Below are 22174 nucleotides of genomic sequence, written 5' to 3' on the forward strand. Positions count from 1 at the left end.
GTGGCTTACAACTAACAAAGCGAGCGGTAGCTTGACCATCCCCAAAAATATCAAAACAGTCGTGCAATAACTTGCACGACTGTGAGGCTTTTCTTTAAATACTGATTTATTTTTTTGTCAATTGAATCTTCTTGACGGTCTTTAAGACACCGTTAAATATCTTATCTCTTACGCTTTCATTGATATCAGTTGGTAGCGAGTTTCCGACAGAATCAATCACCGCCCTTGCCGTCGATTCGAACTCATCAAGCAATAAGCGAACCTTTTCTCGCCTAATGTTCGGGACGTTCATAGTGTGAAAGGTATCTTCAAAATGGCGCGGTTGAAGTTGGTGCCACTTCCATTTTCGACCACTAGTACCACGTAAGCTCATTGCCATCTTGATCTTACGCTCACTCAAACCACGCCCACCTGCCAGTGGATGTGCCGAAATAATGTCATACAGTGGTGCAAGCTGATATCGACCAGATGCGGCTATACTTACAGAGAAATTCTTTCCATGCCCGTCAATGGCAGCTAGTAGCCAAAACAATATCTGAGAACGTGCAAAAGTAACGGTATCGTTGATTTCGTATGAGTATCGCAAAATATCAATAGATTCTTCTATGCCGATACCACCGTCAATTTCATATTTTCTAGCTGAGGGAATCCCTTTTGCCTGGCAAAAATCCTCATGGGGCAAGCGCAAGTAATAGCTGTTATCAGAAGATAATTTTCGGTCAAATCGCTCAACAGACAAGGCACGAACATCACCAGCACGAATAATGTCACAGTTTGCCGTTTGAATGCCGAACGCCTTTGCTAGCCTCATACAAATCAACTCATTATCTACACTAGCAGACAAATCAATAACATTGTTCTGAGAAACAATTTCACCTATTGGCAGCTTGATAATATGCGTAGTTGGAGTCATTCCCTGTGGTAGCATCCATCTTCCATCGTGAAACAGTAAGGCTGTCTTTTCCTGCGCTCCCGCTATCGAGATCCTAAAATCATCTTCCTCTTTCAGCATCCCCAAAGGAGCGTCCTCCATATATCCCTTTAGGATTCTAACCAATTCCTTTTCGGATAACGCCTTTGCGGTTATAACTCGATGATCATCTACATCAAAGCCTTCTGGAACTAGCGTGATAGCACCAACAGCATCTCGACCAACCTTAGCTAATAGGTCGAATGGCTGTTTAGTATCTGCTTTATAGCGAGCAGCTATTCTATCTCGTATCTGCTGATTATCTGGCAGCAAGTTATCAAAGAAGTTAATAACCTCACTGCCAGTATACATACCCTTCCTGAGAGGCATAGAAAGCGAGATAGGACGACCATTTGGTGCTGAAACCCAATCCGAATCGTAAGTGAAAACATGTGCGCCGTTTGTGCGCTTTTCAAGTACCCCAACCTTTACGCCATTCATGTAAGCATGAAGTCGATTCACCATTCGTCAACAGCCCCTTTAGTTTCAGTAATGTGCTTGCCTTTAGGCACAATATGCATTTCTAGCCCATTGATAGACAGGAGCTTGAATAATGTTTCTATCGTGGATTTTTCAGGGTTGCTTTCAAAATTTGATACCGTTGCTTGCCGCAGACCAAGATCTGTTTGCTTTAGGCCGTTGTCCTTTCGGGCTTCGCGTAACGCATTGCCGAGGGCTGTCGGTGTGTTAACTAGCATTATGATACCCTTAGTTAGATATGGAGGTAATGTGCATTATATACTCCACGGGGTATATGACGCAAATATACTCTGCAGGGTATATAAAAACAATATACTTCACAGAGTATATTTAATTGTTATACTCTAAGCAGTATATAAGCAAAAGTTAGTCAGAAATCTGTCCAGAGCACATATCATCCAAGAGTTTCAAGCGCAGTAGCTTAGTGAAATAAGCCAGTCGTAAATAGGTCAACTACATTGTTTGCGATATCTGATGTAAAGCTAAAACTCAAGAGCGCACTATCGTTCGCAACTCAGAAGAGATCCTTCTTGGTTGCCTAAATCACCTTTGCCCCAATTCTTCTCAGAACCAGTGAGAGGATGACCTAGCCAGTACAACAATAGACCAAGTTAATCTAATCCGTACTTTGATCTCTTATACGGAATTTTTCCGTAATTCGACCCCACAACTATATGCCGATTCACATAATAGGTTGATACCAGTTGAGTTTCATAGTAAACGGCAGCAACATAGACAGAATACAAAAACGGAAAAAATCCGTCTATGAAGCGTTATGCGCAATTATTAACAATGGAGTTATCTATTGAAACCTAGCACTGAACAACAACGTCAACGATTTGTGAAAGAGCTACTTAAGGATCTCAGCGAAGAGAATTTAGCTATTTTTGCTGGTGCAGGGCTATCGGCTCCAGCAGGGTTTGTTAGTTGGTCAGAATTGCTTCGGCCAGTAGCAGAAGAGCTCGAACTTGAAATTGAAAAAGAAACTGATTTAGTCGCTTTGGCCCAGTACCACTGTAATTCAAACCTGGCTAATCGTGGAAAACTAAATCAGTTACTCATTAATGAGCTATCTGACAATGCAACAATTACCGAGAATCATCAAATACTTGCAAGGCTTCCAATATCAACATATTGGACAACGAATTACGATAAGCTCATTGAAAATGCTTTAACAGAAACAGGAAAAATTCCTGATACAAAATATAGAATTAAGCAGTTGAGCTTTACTAAACGAGGGCGAGATGCCGTTGTTTACAAAATGCATGGAGACATTGAGCATCCTGATGAGGCTGTACTTACAAAGGATGATTACGAGGCATACCACGTCAAAATGCAGCCATTCATAAATGCACTTAGTGGTGACCTCGTAGCAAAAACATTTTTGTTCCTGGGTTTTAGCTTTACTGATCCAAACTTAGATTACATCTTAAGTCGTGTACGCGTTGCTTACTCTACGGATCAGCGGCAGCACTATTGCATTCAAAAACTTGTTGAGCCAGAGGATGGTGAACCAGAAGCTGACACGGAATACCGAGCTCGAAAGCAAGAGCTATTTATTCAGGACTTACTTAGATTCGGCATAAAAACAATATTGGTATCTAGCTATGCAGAAATAACGGATATTCTCAGGCAATTAGAGTGGGCTTTTAGAAGAAATACAATTTTCATTTCTGGTTCAGCGCATGAGTATGGCAGGTGGGAGCCCTCAGTTGCGGAAAACTTCATTTACTCTCTAGCAAAAGAAATATCAAGCTTAGGATTTAGAATTGTATCTGGTTTCGGTTTAGGTGTTGGTAGCTCTGTAATTACTGGGGCTCTAGAACATGTTTATATGAACGGGCGGCGCTTGGATTCTGACCAATTAATACTTAGGCCATTCCCTCAGACTGAAGTTGGTACTCGACCAATCGCGCAAGTTTGGCACGACTACCGAACAGACATGATTTCATATTCTGGTATAGCCATTTTTCTATTTGGGAATAAATTGAAAGATGGAGAGGTGGTAGTTGCTGATGGATTGATCAAGGAATTTAAAATAGCAAAGTCAAATGGTTTGCTATTAATCCCTGTAGGAGCAACTGAATATGCAAGTAGAGAAATTTATTGCGAGCTTCTGAAAGAGGGGTATTTTGACAGTGATGCTTTCCCTGAAAGTGCAAGAAAATTTATAGACAAAATTTGCGACAAGGAATCTGAGTTGACCACGATTCAGAGTGAAATAATTGACTTACTAAAATCATTAAAATAAGGACGCTTAACATGCCTAAACGTAACTGTTTTTACAGCTTTCACTATTTGCCTGATAACTGGCGTGCGGGAACAGTACGAAGTATTGGAGCAATCGATGGAAATAAGCCTACATCAGATAACAATTGGGAAACAGTTAAAAAAGGAGGGGATGCGGCGATAAAAAAATGGATTGCAAATGAAATGTCTGGAAAGTCATGCGTTGTAGTTCTTGTCGGCAGCAATACCGCAGATAGGAAGTGGATTAATCATGAAATAGTTAAGGGCTGGGACGATGGCAAAGGAGTCGTAGGAATATATGTCCATGGACTTAAAGATAGTGGTGGTAACACCTCATCAAAAGGTAGCAACCCGTTTGATTATATTGGTTATGGCAACACAGGGAAAAAACTATCATCAATAGTGAAGTGCTACAACCCTACAGGGACAACCAGCCAAGAGAAATATGATTGGATCAGCAAACACTTGGCAAATGCTGTAGAAGAGGCAATAGAAATTAGGAAAAATAACTAAATTGGATTTTTCTCAATAACGCATAACAAGGCGCTTCTGTCGGACAAATTTTACGCTGCGCTCCAAACTTGCCGCAGAGCGCAGCGTTACTTTTCCATACGTGAACTAATCCGTTGCATCCTAATTTAGTAATATAACTGACTGATTTTTTGTCCAGAGACGTGCTAACTCAACCATGTCTAGCACGGTTTCTCCTCAAAATATATATGGAATCCAAGTATTTACAAAGTGGGGCATAATTGCCTTCTAAAAGTTGAAGAAAGAGGTAAGCATTTTGGAACAAGATTTGAGTATTACTCTGGAAGGCTTTGATACAAAAGAAAATGCAGATTATATTGGAAACAATACTCTTGAAACTATCAGGATTCTTGAGAAAAATTATGAGCTTGATATTTCAAAATTACGCAAAGTAGTCATTTCAGTAGACTTTCCATCTGCTTTACAAAGAATAACTTCAGAATACCAACATCGTCTACCAAGTTCGTATACGGATAGTAGCCAAGCTGTAGCTATTGCAAAAACAATTGCAAGAATGGGAAGTAATGGGCAATGCGATGAATATGCATTAATTCTGTCGGTTGACTTTTTCCGCGAGTGGTTTCAAGAAGGTGGAGTTGCTTCAATAGATAAAACCAATATATATCCTGTCTTTCATCGCCTTCATCATGAGCTTGTACATATCCACGAAAAAAACACCTTGGCTCATTTAGATCAAAGAAAAATAATTGGGAACTATGATGACGCCCTTTTGATGTTAGCAACTAGTGCTTGGTCAGAATATTTGGCTAACTTTTTGTCTTCTACCACTGCTCCAGACGAGCCTATAATTGATACACTCGAGACTTTAGAGAGAGTTCTCAATGAAGTCCCTAGTGAAATTTCAGCGTATGTTCACAAACGCAAATTGGGCTTAGTGCCATTGGATGAAATGCACTTTGCTGTACGAGATAGAGTAAAACTTATTGCAAATATGTATGCGTATTCTCAGGGGTACATCGATGGGGTCAATATCGATGTTGAGGAGAACTTCCCTGAACTAAATAAACTTTTCTCTGATTCTATATTATCAAAACAACTTTCTAATCTTGGTAAAGAATTATTTACCCTAAAGGCTACTTACGATAATAGACAACTAAAAGATTATGATGCCTTTAGTCGCATCACGGATGTTATAGACTCTATTTACAGAGCTTTTGGATTACAGCTTAAACGCACTACTGGCGAAAATGGTGCGGATTTATATATACATATAAGCTAACCCTAACAATACCCATGAATAATGAGATACCAAAACTTTTCTAAGTGTAGTTGTAAACCTCCCTTCATTAGTTACATCCATAATTAGAGGTTTCGGACTGTTCATGTTTCATCAAGTATTCCCATGGTGTCAGATCCTTGAGCGCATCATGGGGACGTTCTTCGTTATATTCTGTCATCCAGTTCTCAGTCAGCTCACGGACTTCGTTCAAGGTTTTGAAGACATACATGTTGAGAATTTCCGTTCGATAAGTCCGGTTGAATCTTTCAATAAAGGAATTCTGCGTGGGTTTTCCAGGTTTAATGAATTCCAGAGCGATACCATGCTCCTCTGCCCAACTAGCCAGAGTAACTGAGATGAATTCTGGACCGTTGTCCATACGTAGCTTATTGGGATAACCCCGCCAGGCAACCACACGTTCCAGTACCCTGACGACGCGCTGTGATGGCAGGTTCAAGTCAATTTCGATAGCGAGGGCCTCGCGATTAAAGTCGTCCACCAAGTTGAACGTACGGAATCGCCTACCGCATTGCAGGCTGTCACACATAAAATCCATAGACCAGCAATGGTTTGCCTGAGCTGGAACAGCCAAAGGCTCAGGATTTCTCGATGGTAGCCGACGCTTACCACGACGACGCTTATTCAGCCTTAGTTCACAGTAAATCCGGTGCACGCGCTTATGATTCCATCCATGGCCCCAACGGCGCAGTATTTTATACAGCTTGCTGAATCCATACGCGGGATAACGCTCCGCTGCTTCTATTAGCTTGGCAATGACTTTATTATCTTGCGTTTGATCAGGCTGGTATCGATAGACTGAATCACTGATGCCAACAACGCGACATGCCAGGCGTAAACTGGCTCCATGCTGCTCTCGCGCATAGTCTACTAGTTCACGCCTTATCGCTGGCTTTACAGCTTTTTTTCAATGATGTCTTTGAGTATTCGATGCTCCAGACTTAGGTCAGCAAACATGGCTTTGAGTCGCCGATTTTCATCTTCTAGGTCTTTCAGTCTTTTAATGTCAGACGCTTCCATACCACCGTATTTGGATTTCCAGTTGTAGTAAGTCGCCTCTGAAATACCGTACTCACGGCAGACTTCTTTAACCAGTCTGCCTGCTTCCACTTCCTTTAAGATCTTCACGATCTGTGACTCTGTGTAACGGGATTTTTTCATCAGAAGTTCTCCTTATTGGCTCAGTTTACGCCGAAGAACTCTAAAAAGGTATGCCACTATTTTAGGGGAGGTTTACAAGGCCACCGTCTCTATTCCCCGATACAAAGTAGTCAGCATCACGCTTTTACAGATTCAAACCAGTCCAAAGCCATTGAAGTAAAAAGAAATTCAATCAACAGGTCGAGAAGTTGTTTTTAACCGAACAATCTCAAGTTATCGGATTCAAATTTATTAGTGTGGTTTAGGCCTGTTCCATTTGTTTTATCATTTCCAAGTTGCTTAGCTCGAACTTATAAAAACGACTTTGCTTATCCTCTCGCTTTTCTTCATTTGACCGAGCATCGATATACCACTTTTTCTCAACAATCCATCTAAATGCAGCTTTCTCTGTAACATAAACCTCATCTTTATCTTCAGGTATACCAAAGTCAGTTCTTACTTTTTGCTTGTCCATCTCTGACAACGAGGGGTGGAGTTTTAAGATCAAAGGTAACCTTAAGTTCCACAGCTTATCTTGAGCTAAAGCCTCATGATCATGCTGCCTAGACTCCTTAGAATCATGCTCTTCAACCACATTCCTAACACGAGCAAAATGGAAGTTTTTAAATTTATTCTTTTTGACTTCTGAACGATCAAATGCTCTGAACATCCAACTGGTTCCATCATACATAATTGCCAACGGAACCAAGGTTCTAGTTTGATGATTAGAGCTGTTTTCAGAAAGATAGTTGCAGGAAATCGCATACTTACCCGATATAGCCCGAGTAATCATAGCGACTTCATTGGTATTCATTTGGTTGGGAAACTTGCCAATCTTTTCATAGGCAAGCTCAGTAACACCGAAGATCTTGTTGCTATTAAATCCATTGGCAAGCATGCCAAGCGCCAATTCACCATCTATATCTGTCAATGGCTCGAAGGATTTCCTGATAATCGTATTCGTTTTTTGAGTTTTGTTGTTTGGCCTACGTTTGGAGTATTCAGTAAGAACTCGGGAAGCGGCTGCTTCTGCAATTCCAAACGCATCTTTAAGATCAGCCCGACTAACACGCCCTGTAAAAAACAACTTAAAGTCAATATAAGCTAAACGAGCGTTAATAGAGGTTGTCTCTGATGTGATGTCTGCTTGAGAACTGTTTTCCATGATGCGTATCCATTGTTCAATCTAGCCAAATCGTAGCAAAAAAATTATTACGTGTAATTACAATACACAACAAATACACAAAAAGATCATTGACACGTATCATTTCGATCTATCATAATAATCTCAATCGGTATAATCGGTTATTAACCAACCAAAACCACCAGGAGCTAGCTGTGCAAGATCAAGGTTTCAAATCACTAAGACAACTAAGTGCAAGCGACAAAGAATTTTGTTTCGAGATGATCTCTCATATCACATCGAACCTAGACTTGACCGAAACACAGTTGTCTCAATTGAAGACGGCTTACCGAGCAATCGGATCCTACTTGGCAAACCAGGGGGGCAAGCTAGCGGAATGCCACATTTATGCTCAAGGTAGTGTTGGTATTGGCACATCCGTAAAACCGATTGATGAAGACTCAGACATGGATATAGATCTCGTGCTCCACTTACCAAGTCAGCACTATCCAACAACTACTGATGAAGCCAACGAGCTACTCTTCAATTTGATACGAGTGCTGAAAGACTCTCAACGATACGGCGACAAAATAGAGAATATGCCAAAACGCAGATGTGTCACTCTGCAATATGGAGGTATCGAAGGACAGGGGTTCCACATGGACATAACCCCTAGCATGCCTGAAGATATGAACTCGCCAAACCATAAGAGCAAAGTAAGAGTTGCAGACATCAAGGATGCCAATAGTCCTTCTCATCCATACGGATATAGGAAATGGTTCCGAAGCGCGTGTAGTAAAGAGATTCGTTGGAATAGAAAAAGCAACTACAGATCTAATAGTGATATATATGCGGGGACAGTAGAACCGTTACCTGGTCAGGGTCGAAAGACTGTACTTCAGATTGTAGTTCAGCTTCTCAAGCGACATAGAGATATGTGGAAACAAAATAAGCAGAACGTTTATGGCGATTGCGCTCCAATAAGCATAATTATTACGACTCTAGCAGGTCTAGCTTATGAAAAGTGCTCAAACTCTAACAAGGAGTACCACAACCCATTTGATCTGATGTTAGACGTACTTGAAGAAATGCCAAACTTCATTTCCCATCAATATCAGTCTGACGGTACTGTAAAGTACACTATTCGCAACCCAGCACTTCCTACGGAGAATTTTGCAGATAAATGGCATGAGAAACCGATGTTACCCCAAGCATTTAAAGCGTGGTATATGCAGGTTACTGAAGACTTAGCAAAACTACTTGAATTAGATCAAGGGCTTGATAAAACCATTGAGCGATCAAGAGAAATGTTTGGTTCTCAAGCAGCAAGAGGCATCCAAGCCAAACTTGCGGACACTCTGACTGAACGACGAGCGAAAAATCGTGCGGTAGTTTCTTCTATTGGCTTAGGAGTATCCAATGCAGCCACTGCCACCCCCGTACCTAAACACAACTTCTACGGTGATGTATAGATGTGCCATCACCTTCAAAGGCAGCTTAACGCGCTACAAAAACGTTACCATGGCGGCAAAGGTAGAATACTCAAAGGTAAAACGGGTTTAAAACTGGAATGGAGACAAGTACTACAACCTTCTCGACTTAGCCGAGAATACCTAATTCTTGTTAAATGGGCTGGGTTAGGTTGTATTCCTGAGGTCGAGGTGTTGTCCCCGAATCTAAGAGATCTAGCAGGAGGGAAGCGCTCACCTCATGAGTTCTTCTCCAAAGAGAATACTAAACCCTGCTTAATGTTTAACAGCGGTAGCTCCAAAGACTGGGTGCCTAGTATGTTAATCGCTGAATCAATCATCCCATGGACACAAGAATGGCTGTGGTACTGGGAGCTTTGGTTATCAGATGGAGAATGGCGTGGTGGTGGTGTTCACCCTGGTGAACTAACTATTGAGCAATATATGGATCAAATCAACAACTCTCACCATCAACCAGCAAACAAGGGAAAGTAATGAACCTTTTGACTTACATCGTTGTTCAGACCATCAACTGGCTATTCAGAAAACGCTCTCCTGCCCTGTTAATTTTCAGGACAGGAGCCTATTTCTTCCCGATAACATTGATGGGAGGCGTAGCATTCAATGTTCAATACGTAACAGCTAGCCAACTCATTAGCCTTGACGTTGCTGGTTCTGATGTCCCTGCTTTGCTCGTTTCTATCGGTTTTTATTTCAGTATACTCCTAATGGCAATTGGGCTAGCTTGGGAGATAGTCCGCTCAGTTATAGAACACCGACAATTGGCTAAACAAATTGTATTCGCTATTGAGCAAAGAGGACTCGTAAACACATCTGACTCCCCACTATCAGAGCACGTTCAGAAAAAATACAAAGGCCGAAATATATCCAATACAGTAATAGATATCCGAGACAGTCTTGCTAATGGCAAAGTAAGCCAACCCAAATTAGCACTTAAGAAATTCCTCAATCTAGAGCACTCTATAGAAGAGCGAAGAAATAGTGTTGCTGCTGAAGATTTTCACATTGTTTATGGTGGTTTAGTTCCTGTTCCTTTTGCTTTCCTATCAGGATATTTGTTGGATGATGAGTCTCATATTGAAGTACTCGACTGGGACCGACAACTATCAAGCTGGAAAGAACTCGATCCGATTAGTGACGACAATGAGAAGTTTGAAAAGACAATAAAGCATGCTGACAGCAAAGAATCTATCGTTCTTGCTGTATCTTTCTCTTACCCTGTTGATGAGAAAGCTATTGACCTCTGTTTTCCAAAGATGCCACAGATACATTTGAAACTAAGGGAAAAGCGTTTTGATAATCACTGGTCAAGTAAAAAGCAAAGTCGTTTAGCTTATGATTTGATCGAAGAAGTTAAAAATCTCATGGAAGAAGGCTATAACGATATACACCTCGTATTAGCTTCTCAAAACAGCGTAGCATTCAAATTTGGTCAAGCGTACGACCGACGGAACCTTCCTCACATTACGATTTACCAATACGAAAAAGATAACAAAACCCCTTACCCTTGGGGGGTATCAATTACTAACTTACCCCACGCAGAGCCATCTATTAGACTGACCGAGTTTAATGATAACTTAGAGCAAGCCGTATAAGAGGTCTTTATATGTCTTCATTTCAAGTCCTTATGCCTTTCGCTCGCAGTAACAGTTCAAACCGAATAGTGGGGATTGAGCAAGTGGAGCGTGGCGATGATTGCAACTGTCATTGTTTATCATGTGGAACCCCAGTTACTGCGAGGTTGGGAAGTATCAACCAATGGCACTTTGCACACCGTACCGATAAAAATACAACAAGTTCTGAGTGTGAATTCTCCCCCGTTACTGCATTGGCGCTGATTATAAGGCAACAGCTCCCAACTCTAGTTAACTTTGATTTAGATGAGTGGGATTTTAATGATGTGCAATGGGAAGTTGAATGTACCAAGTCTGGAGTTCAATTTGATGCATACACTAAAGACTTAACCTCTAACATATCGGTAGTCATGGATATCCCTTTCGAGAGCAGTCCTCATTTATTACCAGAAGCAGTACCTCACGATATCGACATTATCCTGAGAGTAAATACGCATAAGTTGGCTAACGATCTTTACCCAACTAAAAGTCCTATCAGGCTTCTTAACTCTGAAGGCGTTTTTAGCTACCTTTTAAAGCACTGGGAAGAACTTGTCGAAATGCTTCGTTGGCCTCAGTCAACCATAGAACAACCATATGAAGATACAGAGGTTGCAGAAAACAGTATAAAGACCAATGATCCTATCTGCCTATGCTGTGGTGAGAAAACAGCAAGATATGGACGAGGGCTTCTTTGTGAAGAGTGTGTTTGGAAAGAGGTTGGTAGCCAATTTAATTCAATCAGTGAGATGGTTGTGTTTTATAGGAAAAACTCTAATTAAATAGATCAATCAGCCTCACAATGGGGCTGATTTGCATTTTTAGTCTCAAATACCTAGCTGCGAGAAGCAAGCGAACTTATGTATTCATTACAGATGACTACATTAAGCTTCACGCTTACTTGACTAGTTACTTGACTAAAAATAGCAGAAACGAAAAAGGGCGTAGCAAGTACTAACCTGCTACGCCCCGAAATAAATGGCACGCCCTGTAGGATTCGAACCTACGACCACATCCTTAGAAGGGACGTGCTCTATCCAGCTGAGCTAAGGGCGCGCTACAGGGAAAGGATTATACGAGTTCAAATGTGTAAATCAACGGCTTTCACTAACATTCTGTTTCAAATGACTAAAAATTTGTCACTTAGTGGGTAAGCGTTGAAAAACACAACAAAGCAAACGTTTGCTTATAGATGTTATCTCAAATTTCTGCGACAATGCGCGCGAAAATTTTCGCTACGAATGTGTAAAGGAAAGTCATGACCGCTCAAAATATTGATGGGACACTCATTTCTCAAACAGTCCGCTCCGAAGTTGCGGCCCGTGTTAAGGCCCGTACTCAGGCAGGGCTACGCGCTCCCGGACTGGCTGTTGTGTTAGTGGGTGAAGACCCGGCTTCTCAGGTGTATGTCGGCAGTAAACGCCGCGCGTGTGAAGAAGTTGGCTTTGTATCTAAGTCGTATGACTTACCGGCCTCAGCCACTGAAGCCGAGCTGCTGGCCCTGGTTGACCAACTGAACGAAGATCCTGAAATCGACGGTATTCTGGTTCAGCTGCCACTTCCAGCCGGAATTGACAGCACACATGTGCTGGAGCGTATTGTTCCTGAGAAAGACGTTGATGGTTTCCATCCGTACAACGTGGGCCGTTTAGCGCAACGCATTCCAAAAATTCGCTCTTGTACGCCAAAAGGCATCATTACCCTGCTGGACCGTTACAATATCCCGCTGCGCGGCAAACACGCTGTTGTGGTCGGTGCATCGAATATCGTTGGCCGCCCAATGACACTGGAACTGCTGCTGGCAGGTTGTACCACCACTACGTGTCACCGCTTCACTAAAGATCTGGAGCACCACGTACGTCAGGCTGACGTTCTGGTTGTCGCTGTGGGTAAACCTAACTTTATACCGGGCGCCTGGATTAAAGAAGGTGCGGTGGTGATCGATGTCGGTATCAACCGTCTTGATACCGGTAAACTGGTTGGTGATGTGGAATATGATGTTGCGCGCAGCAAAGCCAGCTTCATCACTCCGGTACCAGGCGGTGTGGGTCCGATGACGGTTGCCAGCCTGATTGAGAACACCATGCTGGCGTGCGAGCAATACCACACCAAGTAAGTGCCGTATCTCAGTCGGTCAATGTCCGAGTCAGCGCTGCGGCGCTGAACAGTAAAAAGCACCCCAGCCATGCTGGGGTGCTTTTTATCCGGATAAAGGTCAGAGGCGGCTTACAGTGACAAAATCACACCGGCAATTGCCGCACTCATCAGGTTCGCCAGTACACCGGCTGCAATCGCGCGAAAACCGTATTGCGCGATAAAAGGACGACGCTCAGGAATCAGGCTACCCAGGCCACCAATCAGGATCGCCATACTGGAGATGTTGGCAAAACCACACAGGGCAAAGGTCACGATGGCCTGAGAATGCGCACTGAGCTGGCTCTTGACATCCATCAACTGGATAAAGGCCACAAACTCGTTCACCACGATCTTGTTACCGATCAGCGAGCCCGCCACCATGGCTTCACTCCATGGCACACCAATTAACCAAGCCAGAGGTGCAAACAGGTAGCCCAGCAGCAGTTCAAAGCTCAGCTGCATGCCGAACAGATCGCCTACCCAGCCTAGCAGACCATTTAGCATCGCAATCACACTGACAAACGCCAGCAGAGTCGCACCAACCGCAACCGCAATGCGCAGACCAGACATGGCACCATCTGCGACCGCTTCCACCACGTTGGTCGCTTGCGGCATTTCAGGTTTAAGATCTTGTGCCTGAGCCAGCAACGGCTCCTGCTCTGGAACCAGCAGTTTCGCCATCAGAAGACCGGCTGGCGCTGACATAAACGCCGCCGCAATCAGGTAGCCAAGATCCACACCCAAAGATGCGTAGCCGACCAGAGTTCCCCCGCAACAGAAGCCAGACCACAGGTCATCACCGCAAAGAACTGTGAATCGCTCATCTGTTTCAGATAGGGTTTCACCACCAGCGGCGCCTCCACCATACCAACAAAGATGTTCGCGGTTGCCGACAAAGATTCCGCACGGCCAGTGCCCAGCAGTTTCTGAATACCGCCACCGATCAAGTTGATGATGCGCGGCATCAGACCAATGTGGTACAAGCCAGAAATAAGCGCCGAGAAGAAGATAATGATACCCAGCACGTTGATGGCAAAAACAAAACCGACGCTGCCGGTCGCAATGCCACCAAACATAAAGTTGATACCTTCCTGACCATAGTTGATCAGGTTCGATACGCTCTGGGTAACCGTATTCAGCACCTCTTTACCTGCCGGTACGTAAAGCACTAACAGCGCGAACACAACCTGCAGCGCAAAGGCCAGACCAACGGTACGCAGCCGAATATTTTTTCTGTCAGTAGAAAGTAACCACGCAATCACCAGAATTGCGCCAACACCAATAAGAGAAGACATACGCCATCCAATCACAAAAGGGAAACAGGAAAGGCGCCGGATTCTATAGCAGGAAAACGTGTGCGCAACCGATGTTTGTTAATCAGGTGTAGGGATGCAACAAGCTGACGACGTGTTAGAAATAAGCCATTGATCTGCAATAACTTAAACGTTTGCCTTGGCTTTTATTTTCTATATGGAAAAAATGTTTTGAGACTGGGAAATAATGCTTTGAGGCTGGGAGCCGTGTTTTGAGGCTGGAAATCGTGTTTCACTCACGACAGGTCGCCGTTTGCTAACCAAACCGATCCGCCGGAACGCTGCGCGATCAATGCGATCAGAGCCGGACATAAGGCGCAAGACGGGCGTCCCAGTAGCAGGGCTCCCCGATCCGCTGCTTGAGGAAATCGATCACCACTGAGGTTTTCTTGGGCAGATGTTTACGACTTGGGTAAACCGCATAAAATGGCATATTCTGGCAGGCCTGCCAGTCCGGCAGCAACTGAATCAGTTGACCATTACGAAACTCGTCACGAATCAGATAGGTTGCCAGGTAAGCAATGCCCCAACCGGCGACCGCCGCTTCGCGTACCGCTTCGGCCAAATCCACCGAGTAGTTACCCGCCACCTTGATATTGAGCTGCTGCGCCCCCTGACGAAAAGCCCAGCTGGTGTAATCGCGTTCCCAGCTCCGGTAAATCAGGCAATTGTGATCTTGTAAATCATAAGGCGTCTGCGGGCTGTCGTGATGCAACAAGTATTCCGGCGACGCCGCCACCACAAACTGGCAATCGGCCAGACGGCGGGCAACATAGCCCTCCGGTAAATGCTCATTACTGGTAATCCACAAATCCAGCCCTTCATTGAGCATATCTATCTTGCCATCAAACAGATGCACTTCGACCTTCAGGCTCGGATACAACTCTCTCAGCTCCTGCAGGGCTGGCAGTACATGTAAACTGCCAAATGACTGGGACAAGCCAAGGCGCAGCAGGCCGGACACTTCCTCACGCTGACTGTCGAGCTCACTCTGGGCATCACTGACCAGTGCCACCAGTTGCTCGCTGTGACGATACAACGCCTGCCCGGCTTCGGTGACTGTAAAACTGCGCGTGGTGCGCTGCACCAGCTTCATCCCCACCGAGGCTTCAAGCTGGGCCAGTTGCTTACTGACATGTGACACCGATACACCCAGGCTGTGGGCTGCCGCAGTAAAGCTCTGATGTTTAATCAGCGTAGCAAACATCACCATCTGACTGGCCCGTTCAGCAAACACTATGGCACCTCAGGCAGCGGAATAGCCGCAAAAAATGGCAAAGACATAACAACCTTTTTAGATAAATAAGGGCTCTGATGAGCCCTTAACATGAAACTAAAATTTAATCCGGTCGGCGAGATGGCTGACCGCGAGCGCAAAGTAGTACGAGCGGTTCCATTTCATCAACACGTTGTAGTTATTATAAACCAGATAAATACGGCCGCTTTCGTCGTCCGGCATGATCAGCCAGGCTTTGATGTCGTTATCCAGTTTTGGCAGAGGCTTGCCATCATAACGGGTCACGCCCAGTTTGCTCCATTCCTGCAGCAACTTACCTTTGTCAGCTTCACGCCCTTGTAGGTCATGCTCAAAACCGTGCGGGATCTTGACCTGGCGGCCCCAGGTAAATTTGTCATCCCAGCCTGAACTGCTTAGATAGTTGGCGGTTGACGCAAACACATCGGCTTTGGTGCCCCAGATGTCTTTCTTACCATCTCCGTCGCCGTCAGCGGCAAAAGAGAGGAAGGAGCTTGGCATAAACTGACATTGCCCCATCGCACCCGCCCAGGAACCTTTCATTTTATCTGCGCTGATATGACCCTGTTCGAGGATTTGCAGGGCCGCCATCGCCTCTTTGCGGAAAAACGCCTCACGGCGTCCTTCGTAAGCCATGGTCGACAAGGCATCAATCACACTGTAGTTGCCCATATGACGGCCGAAATTACTTTCGACGCCCCACAAAGCAACGATAAAGCGCGGCTGCACACCATATTGTTTGCCGATACGCTGTAGCTCGTCGTAGTGCTCGTCGTACAATTCCTGCGCTTGTTTGACTTTCCAGTCCGGTACCGCGCGCGGAATGTATTCATCCAGAGTGAGTTTTTTTTCTGGCTGATTGCGATCAGCCACCACAGCGCGTGGCTTGTACTCGACGCCGTCAAACGCCTCAGTCAGTATCTGTTCTGAAATACCTTCCTGACGCGCCTGCTGTTTAAGACCTTCGACATATTGTTCAAAGCTGACCTCATTGGCCAGAACGGGTGTTGCAAGGGTGAATCCCAGAATAACTGACAGTAATTTTTTCAAGATGCCCTCCCCGAGTCATCCCGCTCAGTGTTTGGTTTGAGCTTTTCGTTGTTTGTGTTGTTCTAACAGGTTCTCTGGTGGTGGCGGCAATTGCAAGAAGAAGCCTTGTTCGTCAAGCGAGGCTTTGACCTTCTCCACATCAACCAGCGCTAACTGGCGCTTTTCCAGATTCACCAGCATAACAAAGACAGGTTTACCAAACATCTGCATCAAAGTGTCAGGAACCTGTGAAAAGTCATCGCGTTTCGGAATGTAAAGGTAAGTACCTTCTTTCTTAGAACTTTTATAGATAGAACAAAGCATGAGGAGCCTTTTATTAACCTAATGGCGGTTTTTGTTTATAAATGGTCAACTTTTACCAAAATTGTGCCCAAATCACTCATTTGACCGCAAGACCGCTTGCTGCGTCAATGCGCTGAATATAACATGAGTCACCTAGTCTCAGGCAACGCTCTTTGTCATGCAGCCACGAGTTTATTGAGGTCAACGTTACAATGTCGAATACCCATGACCTGAAAGGTAGCAGTTTTACTTTATCGGTTTTACACCTTTCTGATAATCACATCGCCAGTGCGGTCGATTTTCTGAAACAGAAGGTGTCACAGGCGCCTGCATTTTTTGCTAATGCACCTGTGGTGCTCAATATTGCCAAAGTCGAACAGGATCTGGACTTTCCGGCCCTGAAACAGGGCATGAGTGAAGCCGGCCTGATCCCGGTTGGTGTGACCGGGTGTAAAGACAAGCGTTGCCAGTTACAGGCATCAGAGGCCGGGTTTGCAGTGATGACCACCAGCAATAACCCGAATAAAGCGCCGGCAAAAATGGCACCGACAAAAATAGTCCGTACGCCGATCCGATCCGGTCAGCAGGTCTATGCTAAAGATGGTGACCTGGTGATCCTTAATCACGTCAGTCCGGGTGCGGAAGTCATTGCCGACGGGTCTATTCATATTCATGGCACACTGCGTGGCCGGGCAATAGCCGGGGCCAGTGGCCAGAAAGAAGCTAAAATTATCTGTCATGATTTACAAGCTGAGCTGGTATCTATCGCGGGTAATTACTGGCTGAGCGATAAAATTGAAAGTGAGTTCTGGCAGAAAAAAGTGATGCTCAGCATGACTGATGACTCACTGCATTTTGAAGTACTCACCATTTAAAAAAATTCGTAAAAAATTCGGAAGGAAAAACTCAAATGGCACGCATCATTGTCGTTACGTCAGGAAAAGGTGGGGTTGGTAAGACCACCTCCAGCGCAGCTATCGCGTCAGGTTTAGCGCTGCAAGGTAAAAAGACCGCGGTAATCGATTTTGATATCGGTCTGCGTAATCTGGATTTGATCATGGGTTGTGAGCGCCGCGTAGTCTACGACTTTGTTAATGTGATCAACGGAGAAGCCACGCTGAACCAGGCGCTGATTAAAGATAAGCGCAACGAGAATCTGTTCATCTTGCCGGCTTCACAAACCCGCGACAAGGATGCACTGAGTAAAGAAGGCGTACAGCGCATTCTTAACGAACTGAAAGAGATGGATTTTGACTTCATCGTATGTGACTCACCGGCCGGTATTGAGCAAGGCGCTTTGATGGCATTGTATTACGCCGATGAAGCGATTGTGACCACGAACCCGGAAGTCTCATCGGTGCGCGACTCTGACCGTATCCTGGGTATTCTGGACTCTAAATCACTGCGTGCTGAACAAGGCCTTGAGCCAGTGAAACAGCACCTGCTGCTGACCCGCTACAGCCCGCTACGTGTCACTCAGGGTGAAATGCTGTCGGTGCAGGATGTGGAAGAAATTCTGCATGTGCCTCTGGTTGGTGTCATTCCGGAGAGCCAGGCGGTACTGAATGCGTCTAACAAAGGTATTCCGGTCATTTTTGACGATCAGTCGGATGCGGGCCAGGCTTATCAGGACACAGTGTCACGTCTTCTGGGTGAGCAAGTGGAATTCCGTTTCCTGACCGAGCCGAAGAAAGGCATCTTTAAACGACTTTTTGGGGGCTAAACCGTTATGTCATTACTTGAGTTTTTTCGACCACAGAAGAAAACCTCAGCCAACCTTGCCAAAGAGCGTCTGCAGATCATCGTGGCCGAGCGCCGCAGCCAGAATGATCCGGCTCCGAACTACCTGCCGCAGTTGAAAGAAGACATTCTGCAGGTGATTGCCAAATACGTAGCGATTGACCCAAACATGGTCGAGCTGTCGTTTGAACACAAGGGCGACGATCTGGCTGTGCTGGAACTGAACGTTAAGCTACCGGATGACGAGAAGTAAGTGACAAAGAGCCGACCTGAGGTCGGCTCTTGTTTTTCTGCTATCCGGCTCAGCAGTGATAATGCTTGGCAATATACTGCTCAAACTGCTGGCATAACTCTTCATCAGACTGCTCATTCGACGCAATCTCTTGTGCGCCGTTGACAACCTTAATGGCTGCATTGAGCGATGCGACCGGTGCCCGCTCACGTGTCGCCAGCGCGGTTATCTTATCCTGCTGGACCTGCCAGGCCTGCTCTGGCGATAAATTACACACATCCGCCAGGTACTTGGCATTAAAGCCCTCTCCGGTCAGGCTCTTGATTGTGTCATTGTGCGACTGACTGTTTCCGCAATGCCAGTAGTTTTCGGCCAGTAGCGGACCAATACGCGGGTTATCGGTCAGATAACCCAATGTGTCGAGGAAATAGGCACGGGTCTGGTAAACCGCCATGTGCGCCAGCAGATAACCGTGATAGGCACAAGCCGATTCATCGGACAGCAGATGCGGAATCGCCAGCAGCGGTCGCGGACTGCACCCTAAACCGACAATACGCTGCTCCGTTTCACGCGCCAGTGCGGTAATGCGTTGCGGCGTTAGCTCTGCATCGCTGAGCTCATAGAGCGCACGTTCAAAGTACGGCACCAGCAGAATACTGCGCTCCTCATAAGCTTTAAATGGCTGGCGGCTGAAGACCATGCTTTTAATCACTTCATCCGGCACCGCCTCACCTTTAGCGTTAAGAGCGTAGGTTTTCAGCCAGTCAGCATCGGTCAGCAGACTGTCGCAGAACATTGACTGGGTTTCAGCATAGGCCATGGAGGTGGGCGCAAACTCCTGAGAAAAACACGGAGCGTTCATTTTCACGTTGGCAAAGTGCGCCGCGTGACCACCTTCATGGAACAGAGTGTTAATACCGTCGTAGCCGCTGCCGACCTGATCCGGCTTAGCGTTACTGGTGAAATTGACTTTTGCCGCCACCCAGTGGCCCTGGTCATAAAACGACGGAATCGGCCCGTGGCAAAAACCGTTCGGATATTTGCCTTTGCGATCGAGCAGATCCAGAGTCAGCTCAGCACCGGAATAATCAATATTCAAACGACCAAACGATTCTACCCAGCGCCGTAGGGAACGGGAAAACGGCACGTAAGGGTCCAGTTCACGCATCACATCGCCAGCAAAAGAGAAGATGAAGTTATGCCCGCTCAGCGACTGCTCACCTTTCTCATCGGCCAGGTTATTCAGGCTGCGCAAATGGCTGTCACGGGTACGCAGCTCAAAGTCATCCAGGATGGTAAACAGCTGCTCAGTGGTCATTTTTTCTTTTTTCGCCACCGAGTAATCAAAAAAGGTGGCGTAACCCAGGCTGCGGGCAAATTCATTGCGCAGCTTCACCAGTTCAATAAAACCATTCTCCAGCAGCCACTGCTCCAGACCGAGCAGCGCCTGATGAGCACTTTCACGTACAGCTTCGTTAGCATGGGTACGAATAGTGGACGACAACGTCACAATCGAGGCTTCAACCTGCTCGCCCTGTTCATTACGGTAATAGAGCGGATGCTGCTGCTTTTTCTCAAACAGGTCAGACTCAAACTGAATCAGCCTGGATTTAAACTGCTGAGCCGATTGGGACTCCAGCGCATGAGATTCAAACATCGCCAGCCAGCCCTTAAGGCCGGTCAGAGTCTGCTGTTTCAGTTCAGGGTCGGCAATATTGTGGGCCGCATCAATCTGTGCCCGGATGGTGGTTATCTGCTCACCAGCACTGAGAAACTGGGTCCAGGCGGTTTGTGCCTGAGTCGATCCATCATGATCATCACTGATCCCCATATAGGTATCCCAGAAAAAGTCTTCTTTGACCCGATGAAGTTGCAGATAACGCTGATTGAGATCGTTGAGATATTGAGTCGCTGTCATTGGATTCCTTTTCAACCTTAACCGCCGTGCTCCAGTCAATACGCCAGCACCGCGCGATAAAGAATAATCAACCGAATCCATATCATAGCACAGCGAGGTCAGTGCTTTGCGATCCGGCAGGCAGAACCGGATACCGTTCGATACGCCAGAAAAGCAAAACCGGCCTCAAGGCCGGTTTGTCACGATATGCGTTCAGAAACTGGCCTTACACCAACGCCAGTAACTTGTTACCGAGCAGCGGCTGACGCCAGCTCTGCATCAGATCAGGCAATTTGGCCGGATCTTTATCTTCAAACCACACCCAGTTCAAAAGCTGGTTGATCTGTTTTTTAGACGCCAGGAACTCAGCCGCCAGACCTGAGGTTTGTGAAACATTTTTCACTTCATCTTTCAGCTTTTTGAACAGCTGCTTATAGCCCGGATAATCCATCAGCGGCACGATTTTAGCCGGGTACTGATCCGGTGGCGTTTGCTGCGCGGCTTTCACCAGGGTAATGATTTTGCTGCTGTGACGACGAATCACATGCGGGTCAATCCCCTCTTCTTCCATCCGTTTCGGACTGCGCAGCGCCAGACGGGCGATGGTCAGCAAATCGTTTTCACGAATCACAAAGTTGAGCGCCAGGTCGCGTTTCACCGCTTCATTATAACGCCAGGTCGCCAGAGGCTTAAGGACCGCCAGTTCACGCGGTTTAAGTTGCCAGGCTCCCTTAATATCCAGGTAGGCACACTCTGGATCGCTGACCCGGACACGCTTGTCCGACAACAGTTCAGATTCCTGCTGCGCCGCTTCCCACCAGCCGGCTTTCGTCACTCGTTCCAGCAACTGTTCATACATCGGCAGCAGATAGAACACATCCGCTGCTGCGTATTCCAGCTGCTTTTGCGACAGCGGGCGGGCCAGCCAGTCGGTACGCGATTCGCTTTTATCCAGTTCCACGCCTAACAGATCCTGGGCCAGTGCCGCAAAACCGGTCGACAGACCATAGCCCAGAAACGCGGCCATGATTTGGGTGTCAACCATAGGAAACGGCACACAACCGAAGCTGTTTTTAAACACTTCAATGTCTTCACCACAAGCATGCAGTACCTTGAGTACCGAGGTATCCTGCAACAACTCCACAAACGGAGACATCTCGTCCAACGCCTGCGGGTCAATCAGCGACAGGTTCTCGCCATCGAACAACTGAATCAGGCCCAGCTGCGGGTAAAAAGTACGGGTGCGGACAAATTCAGTGTCCAGCATCACCACGTCTGCGTCGCGTGCCAGGCTGCAGACACGTTGAAGATCATTGAGTTGATTGATTATCTGATAATTCACAAATGGCTCGCTTTAAGGCTCCCTGCTGAAATCGCCCTGACTCCATGGGAATAAAAATGCCGACAATTAAAG

The 22174-nt window shown here is 45.9% G+C and carries 20 protein-coding genes, 1 tRNA gene and 1 pseudogene; 11 read left to right on the plus strand and 11 right to left on the minus strand.

Annotated features, from left to right (window positions below):
• Nucleotides 1-106: 106 nt before the first annotated feature.
• The gene (locus tag KNV97_RS13225) at nt 107-1435 is read right to left on the minus strand and encodes a type II toxin-antitoxin system HipA family toxin (protein ID WP_072603483.1); all 1329 of its coding nucleotides are present in this window, start codon (nt 1433-1435) and stop codon (nt 107-109) included.
• A complete protein-coding gene (locus KNV97_RS13230) occupies nt 1429-1668 on the minus strand; it encodes a helix-turn-helix domain-containing protein (protein ID WP_017788886.1) in 240 nt (79 codons plus the stop codon). The genes KNV97_RS13225 and KNV97_RS13230 overlap by 7 nt, the downstream gene beginning before the upstream one ends.
• Before the next feature lie 587 nt (nt 1669-2255).
• Here KNV97_RS13230 and KNV97_RS13235 point away from each other — a divergent pair.
• The 3 genes from KNV97_RS13235 to KNV97_RS13245 all read left to right on the plus strand — a co-directional run bounded on the left by KNV97_RS13235 (nt 2256) and on the right by KNV97_RS13245 (nt 5471).
• A complete protein-coding gene (locus KNV97_RS13235; RefSeq protein ID WP_218563318.1) occupies nt 2256-3701 on the plus strand; it encodes an SIR2 family protein in 1446 nt (481 codons plus the stop codon).
• Between the two features lie 11 nt (nt 3702-3712).
• The gene (locus tag KNV97_RS13240) at nt 3713-4213 is read left to right on the plus strand and encodes a TIR domain-containing protein (RefSeq protein WP_218563319.1); all 501 of its coding nucleotides are present in this window, start codon (nt 3713-3715) and stop codon (nt 4211-4213) included.
• Between the two features lie 274 nt (nt 4214-4487).
• Nucleotides 4488-5471, plus strand: coding sequence for a hypothetical protein (locus KNV97_RS13245; RefSeq protein WP_218563320.1), 984 nt, complete (start codon nt 4488-4490; stop codon nt 5469-5471).
• 67 nt (nt 5472-5538) lie between these two features.
• On the opposite strand, the gene KNV97_RS13250 is transcribed toward KNV97_RS13245, so the two are convergent.
• Both KNV97_RS13250 and KNV97_RS13255 read right to left on the minus strand, forming a co-directional pair.
• Nucleotides 5539-6650 (minus strand): IS3 family transposase gene (locus KNV97_RS13250; RefSeq protein WP_407701889.1). Its coding sequence is split into 2 segments (ribosomal slippage): nt 5539-6389 and nt 6389-6650, totalling 1113 coding nucleotides; the frame shifts between segments, so codons are not numbered across the junction.
• Nucleotides 6651-6891: 241 nt separating this feature from the next.
• On the minus strand, nt 6892-7794 hold the full coding sequence (locus tag KNV97_RS13255) for a WYL domain-containing protein (protein ID WP_218563321.1): 903 nt from the start codon (nt 7792-7794) through the stop codon (nt 6892-6894).
• Nucleotides 7795-7967: 173 nt separating this feature from the next.
• Between KNV97_RS13255 and KNV97_RS13260 the strand changes: the two genes are divergently transcribed.
• From KNV97_RS13260 to KNV97_RS13275, 4 genes are all read left to right on the plus strand, one after another.
• Nucleotides 7968-9224, plus strand: a complete 1257-nt coding sequence (locus tag KNV97_RS13260; RefSeq protein ID WP_218563322.1) for a nucleotidyltransferase domain-containing protein — start codon at nt 7968-7970, stop codon at nt 9222-9224.
• Nucleotides 9225-9539: 315 nt separating this feature from the next.
• Complete coding sequence (locus KNV97_RS22010) at nt 9540-9716, plus strand: hypothetical protein (RefSeq protein ID WP_013571341.1); 177 nt, start codon at nt 9540-9542, stop codon at nt 9714-9716.
• Nucleotides 9716-10837: an SAVED domain-containing protein gene (locus tag KNV97_RS13270; protein WP_218563323.1), complete on the plus strand. Its 1122-nt coding sequence runs from the start codon at nt 9716-9718 to the stop codon at nt 10835-10837. Before KNV97_RS22010 ends, KNV97_RS13270 begins: the two co-directional genes overlap by 1 nt.
• Before the next feature lie 11 nt (nt 10838-10848).
• Complete coding sequence (locus KNV97_RS13275; protein WP_218563324.1) at nt 10849-11637, plus strand: competence protein CoiA family protein; 789 nt, start codon at nt 10849-10851, stop codon at nt 11635-11637.
• A gap of 197 nt (nt 11638-11834) precedes the next feature.
• Here the strand turns inward: KNV97_RS13275 and KNV97_RS13280 are convergent.
• Nucleotides 11835-11911 (minus strand) — tRNA-Arg (locus KNV97_RS13280).
• A gap of 202 nt (nt 11912-12113) precedes the next feature.
• Between KNV97_RS13280 and folD the strand changes: the two genes are divergently transcribed.
• On the plus strand, nt 12114-12971 hold the full coding sequence (gene folD / locus KNV97_RS13285) for a bifunctional methylenetetrahydrofolate dehydrogenase/methenyltetrahydrofolate cyclohydrolase FolD (protein ID WP_136484282.1): 858 nt from the start codon (nt 12114-12116) through the stop codon (nt 12969-12971).
• 110 nt (nt 12972-13081) lie between these two features.
• Here folD and KNV97_RS13290 read toward each other — a convergent pair.
• From KNV97_RS13290 to KNV97_RS13305, 4 genes and pseudogenes are all read right to left on the minus strand, one after another.
• Nucleotides 13082-14286: pseudogene (locus tag KNV97_RS13290) on the minus strand (NupC/NupG family nucleoside CNT transporter).
• A gap of 316 nt (nt 14287-14602) precedes the next feature.
• Nucleotides 14603-15541: a LysR family transcriptional regulator gene (locus tag KNV97_RS13295; protein WP_136484284.1), complete on the minus strand. Its 939-nt coding sequence runs from the start codon at nt 15539-15541 to the stop codon at nt 14603-14605.
• Nucleotides 15542-15637: 96 nt separating this feature from the next.
• A complete protein-coding gene (locus tag KNV97_RS13300; protein WP_136484285.1) occupies nt 15638-16609 on the minus strand; it encodes a lytic murein transglycosylase in 972 nt (323 codons plus the stop codon).
• Between the two features lie 24 nt (nt 16610-16633).
• A complete protein-coding gene (locus KNV97_RS13305; RefSeq protein WP_136484286.1) occupies nt 16634-16912 on the minus strand; it encodes a YcgL domain-containing protein in 279 nt (92 codons plus the stop codon).
• Nucleotides 16913-17103: 191 nt separating this feature from the next.
• On the opposite strand from KNV97_RS13305, the gene minC reads away from it, so the two are divergent.
• The 3 genes from minC to minE are packed head-to-tail and all read left to right on the plus strand — an operon-like array spanning nt 17104 to nt 18884.
• Entirely contained in the window at nt 17104-17766 is a 663-nt protein-coding gene (gene minC / locus KNV97_RS13310; RefSeq protein ID WP_136484287.1) for a septum site-determining protein MinC, read from the plus strand.
• 35 nt (nt 17767-17801) lie between these two features.
• Nucleotides 17802-18614: a septum site-determining protein MinD gene (gene minD / locus KNV97_RS13315; RefSeq protein WP_136484288.1), complete on the plus strand. Its 813-nt coding sequence runs from the start codon at nt 17802-17804 to the stop codon at nt 18612-18614.
• Nucleotides 18615-18620: 6 nt separating this feature from the next.
• Nucleotides 18621-18884 carry a cell division topological specificity factor MinE gene (gene minE / locus KNV97_RS13320; protein ID WP_136484289.1) on the plus strand — a complete coding sequence of 88 codons (264 nt, stop codon included), beginning with the start codon at nt 18621-18623 and terminating at the stop codon, nt 18882-18884.
• A 49-nt stretch (nt 18885-18933) separates the two neighbouring features.
• On the opposite strand, the gene KNV97_RS13325 is transcribed toward minE, so the two are convergent.
• Entirely contained in the window at nt 18934-20781 is a 1848-nt protein-coding gene (locus KNV97_RS13325; RefSeq protein WP_218563325.1) for a M3 family metallopeptidase, read from the minus strand.
• A gap of 205 nt (nt 20782-20986) precedes the next feature.
• Nucleotides 20987-22102 (minus strand): ribonuclease D, encoded by a 1116-nt coding sequence (gene rnd / locus KNV97_RS13330; protein WP_136484291.1) that lies wholly within the window; start codon nt 22100-22102, stop codon nt 20987-20989.
• Nucleotides 22103-22174: the final 72 nt, after the last annotated feature.

Origin of the sequence: Vibrio ostreae (assembly GCF_019226825.1) — a bacterium.
Lineage (GTDB): Bacteria > Pseudomonadota > Gammaproteobacteria > Enterobacterales > Vibrionaceae > Vibrio > Vibrio ostreae.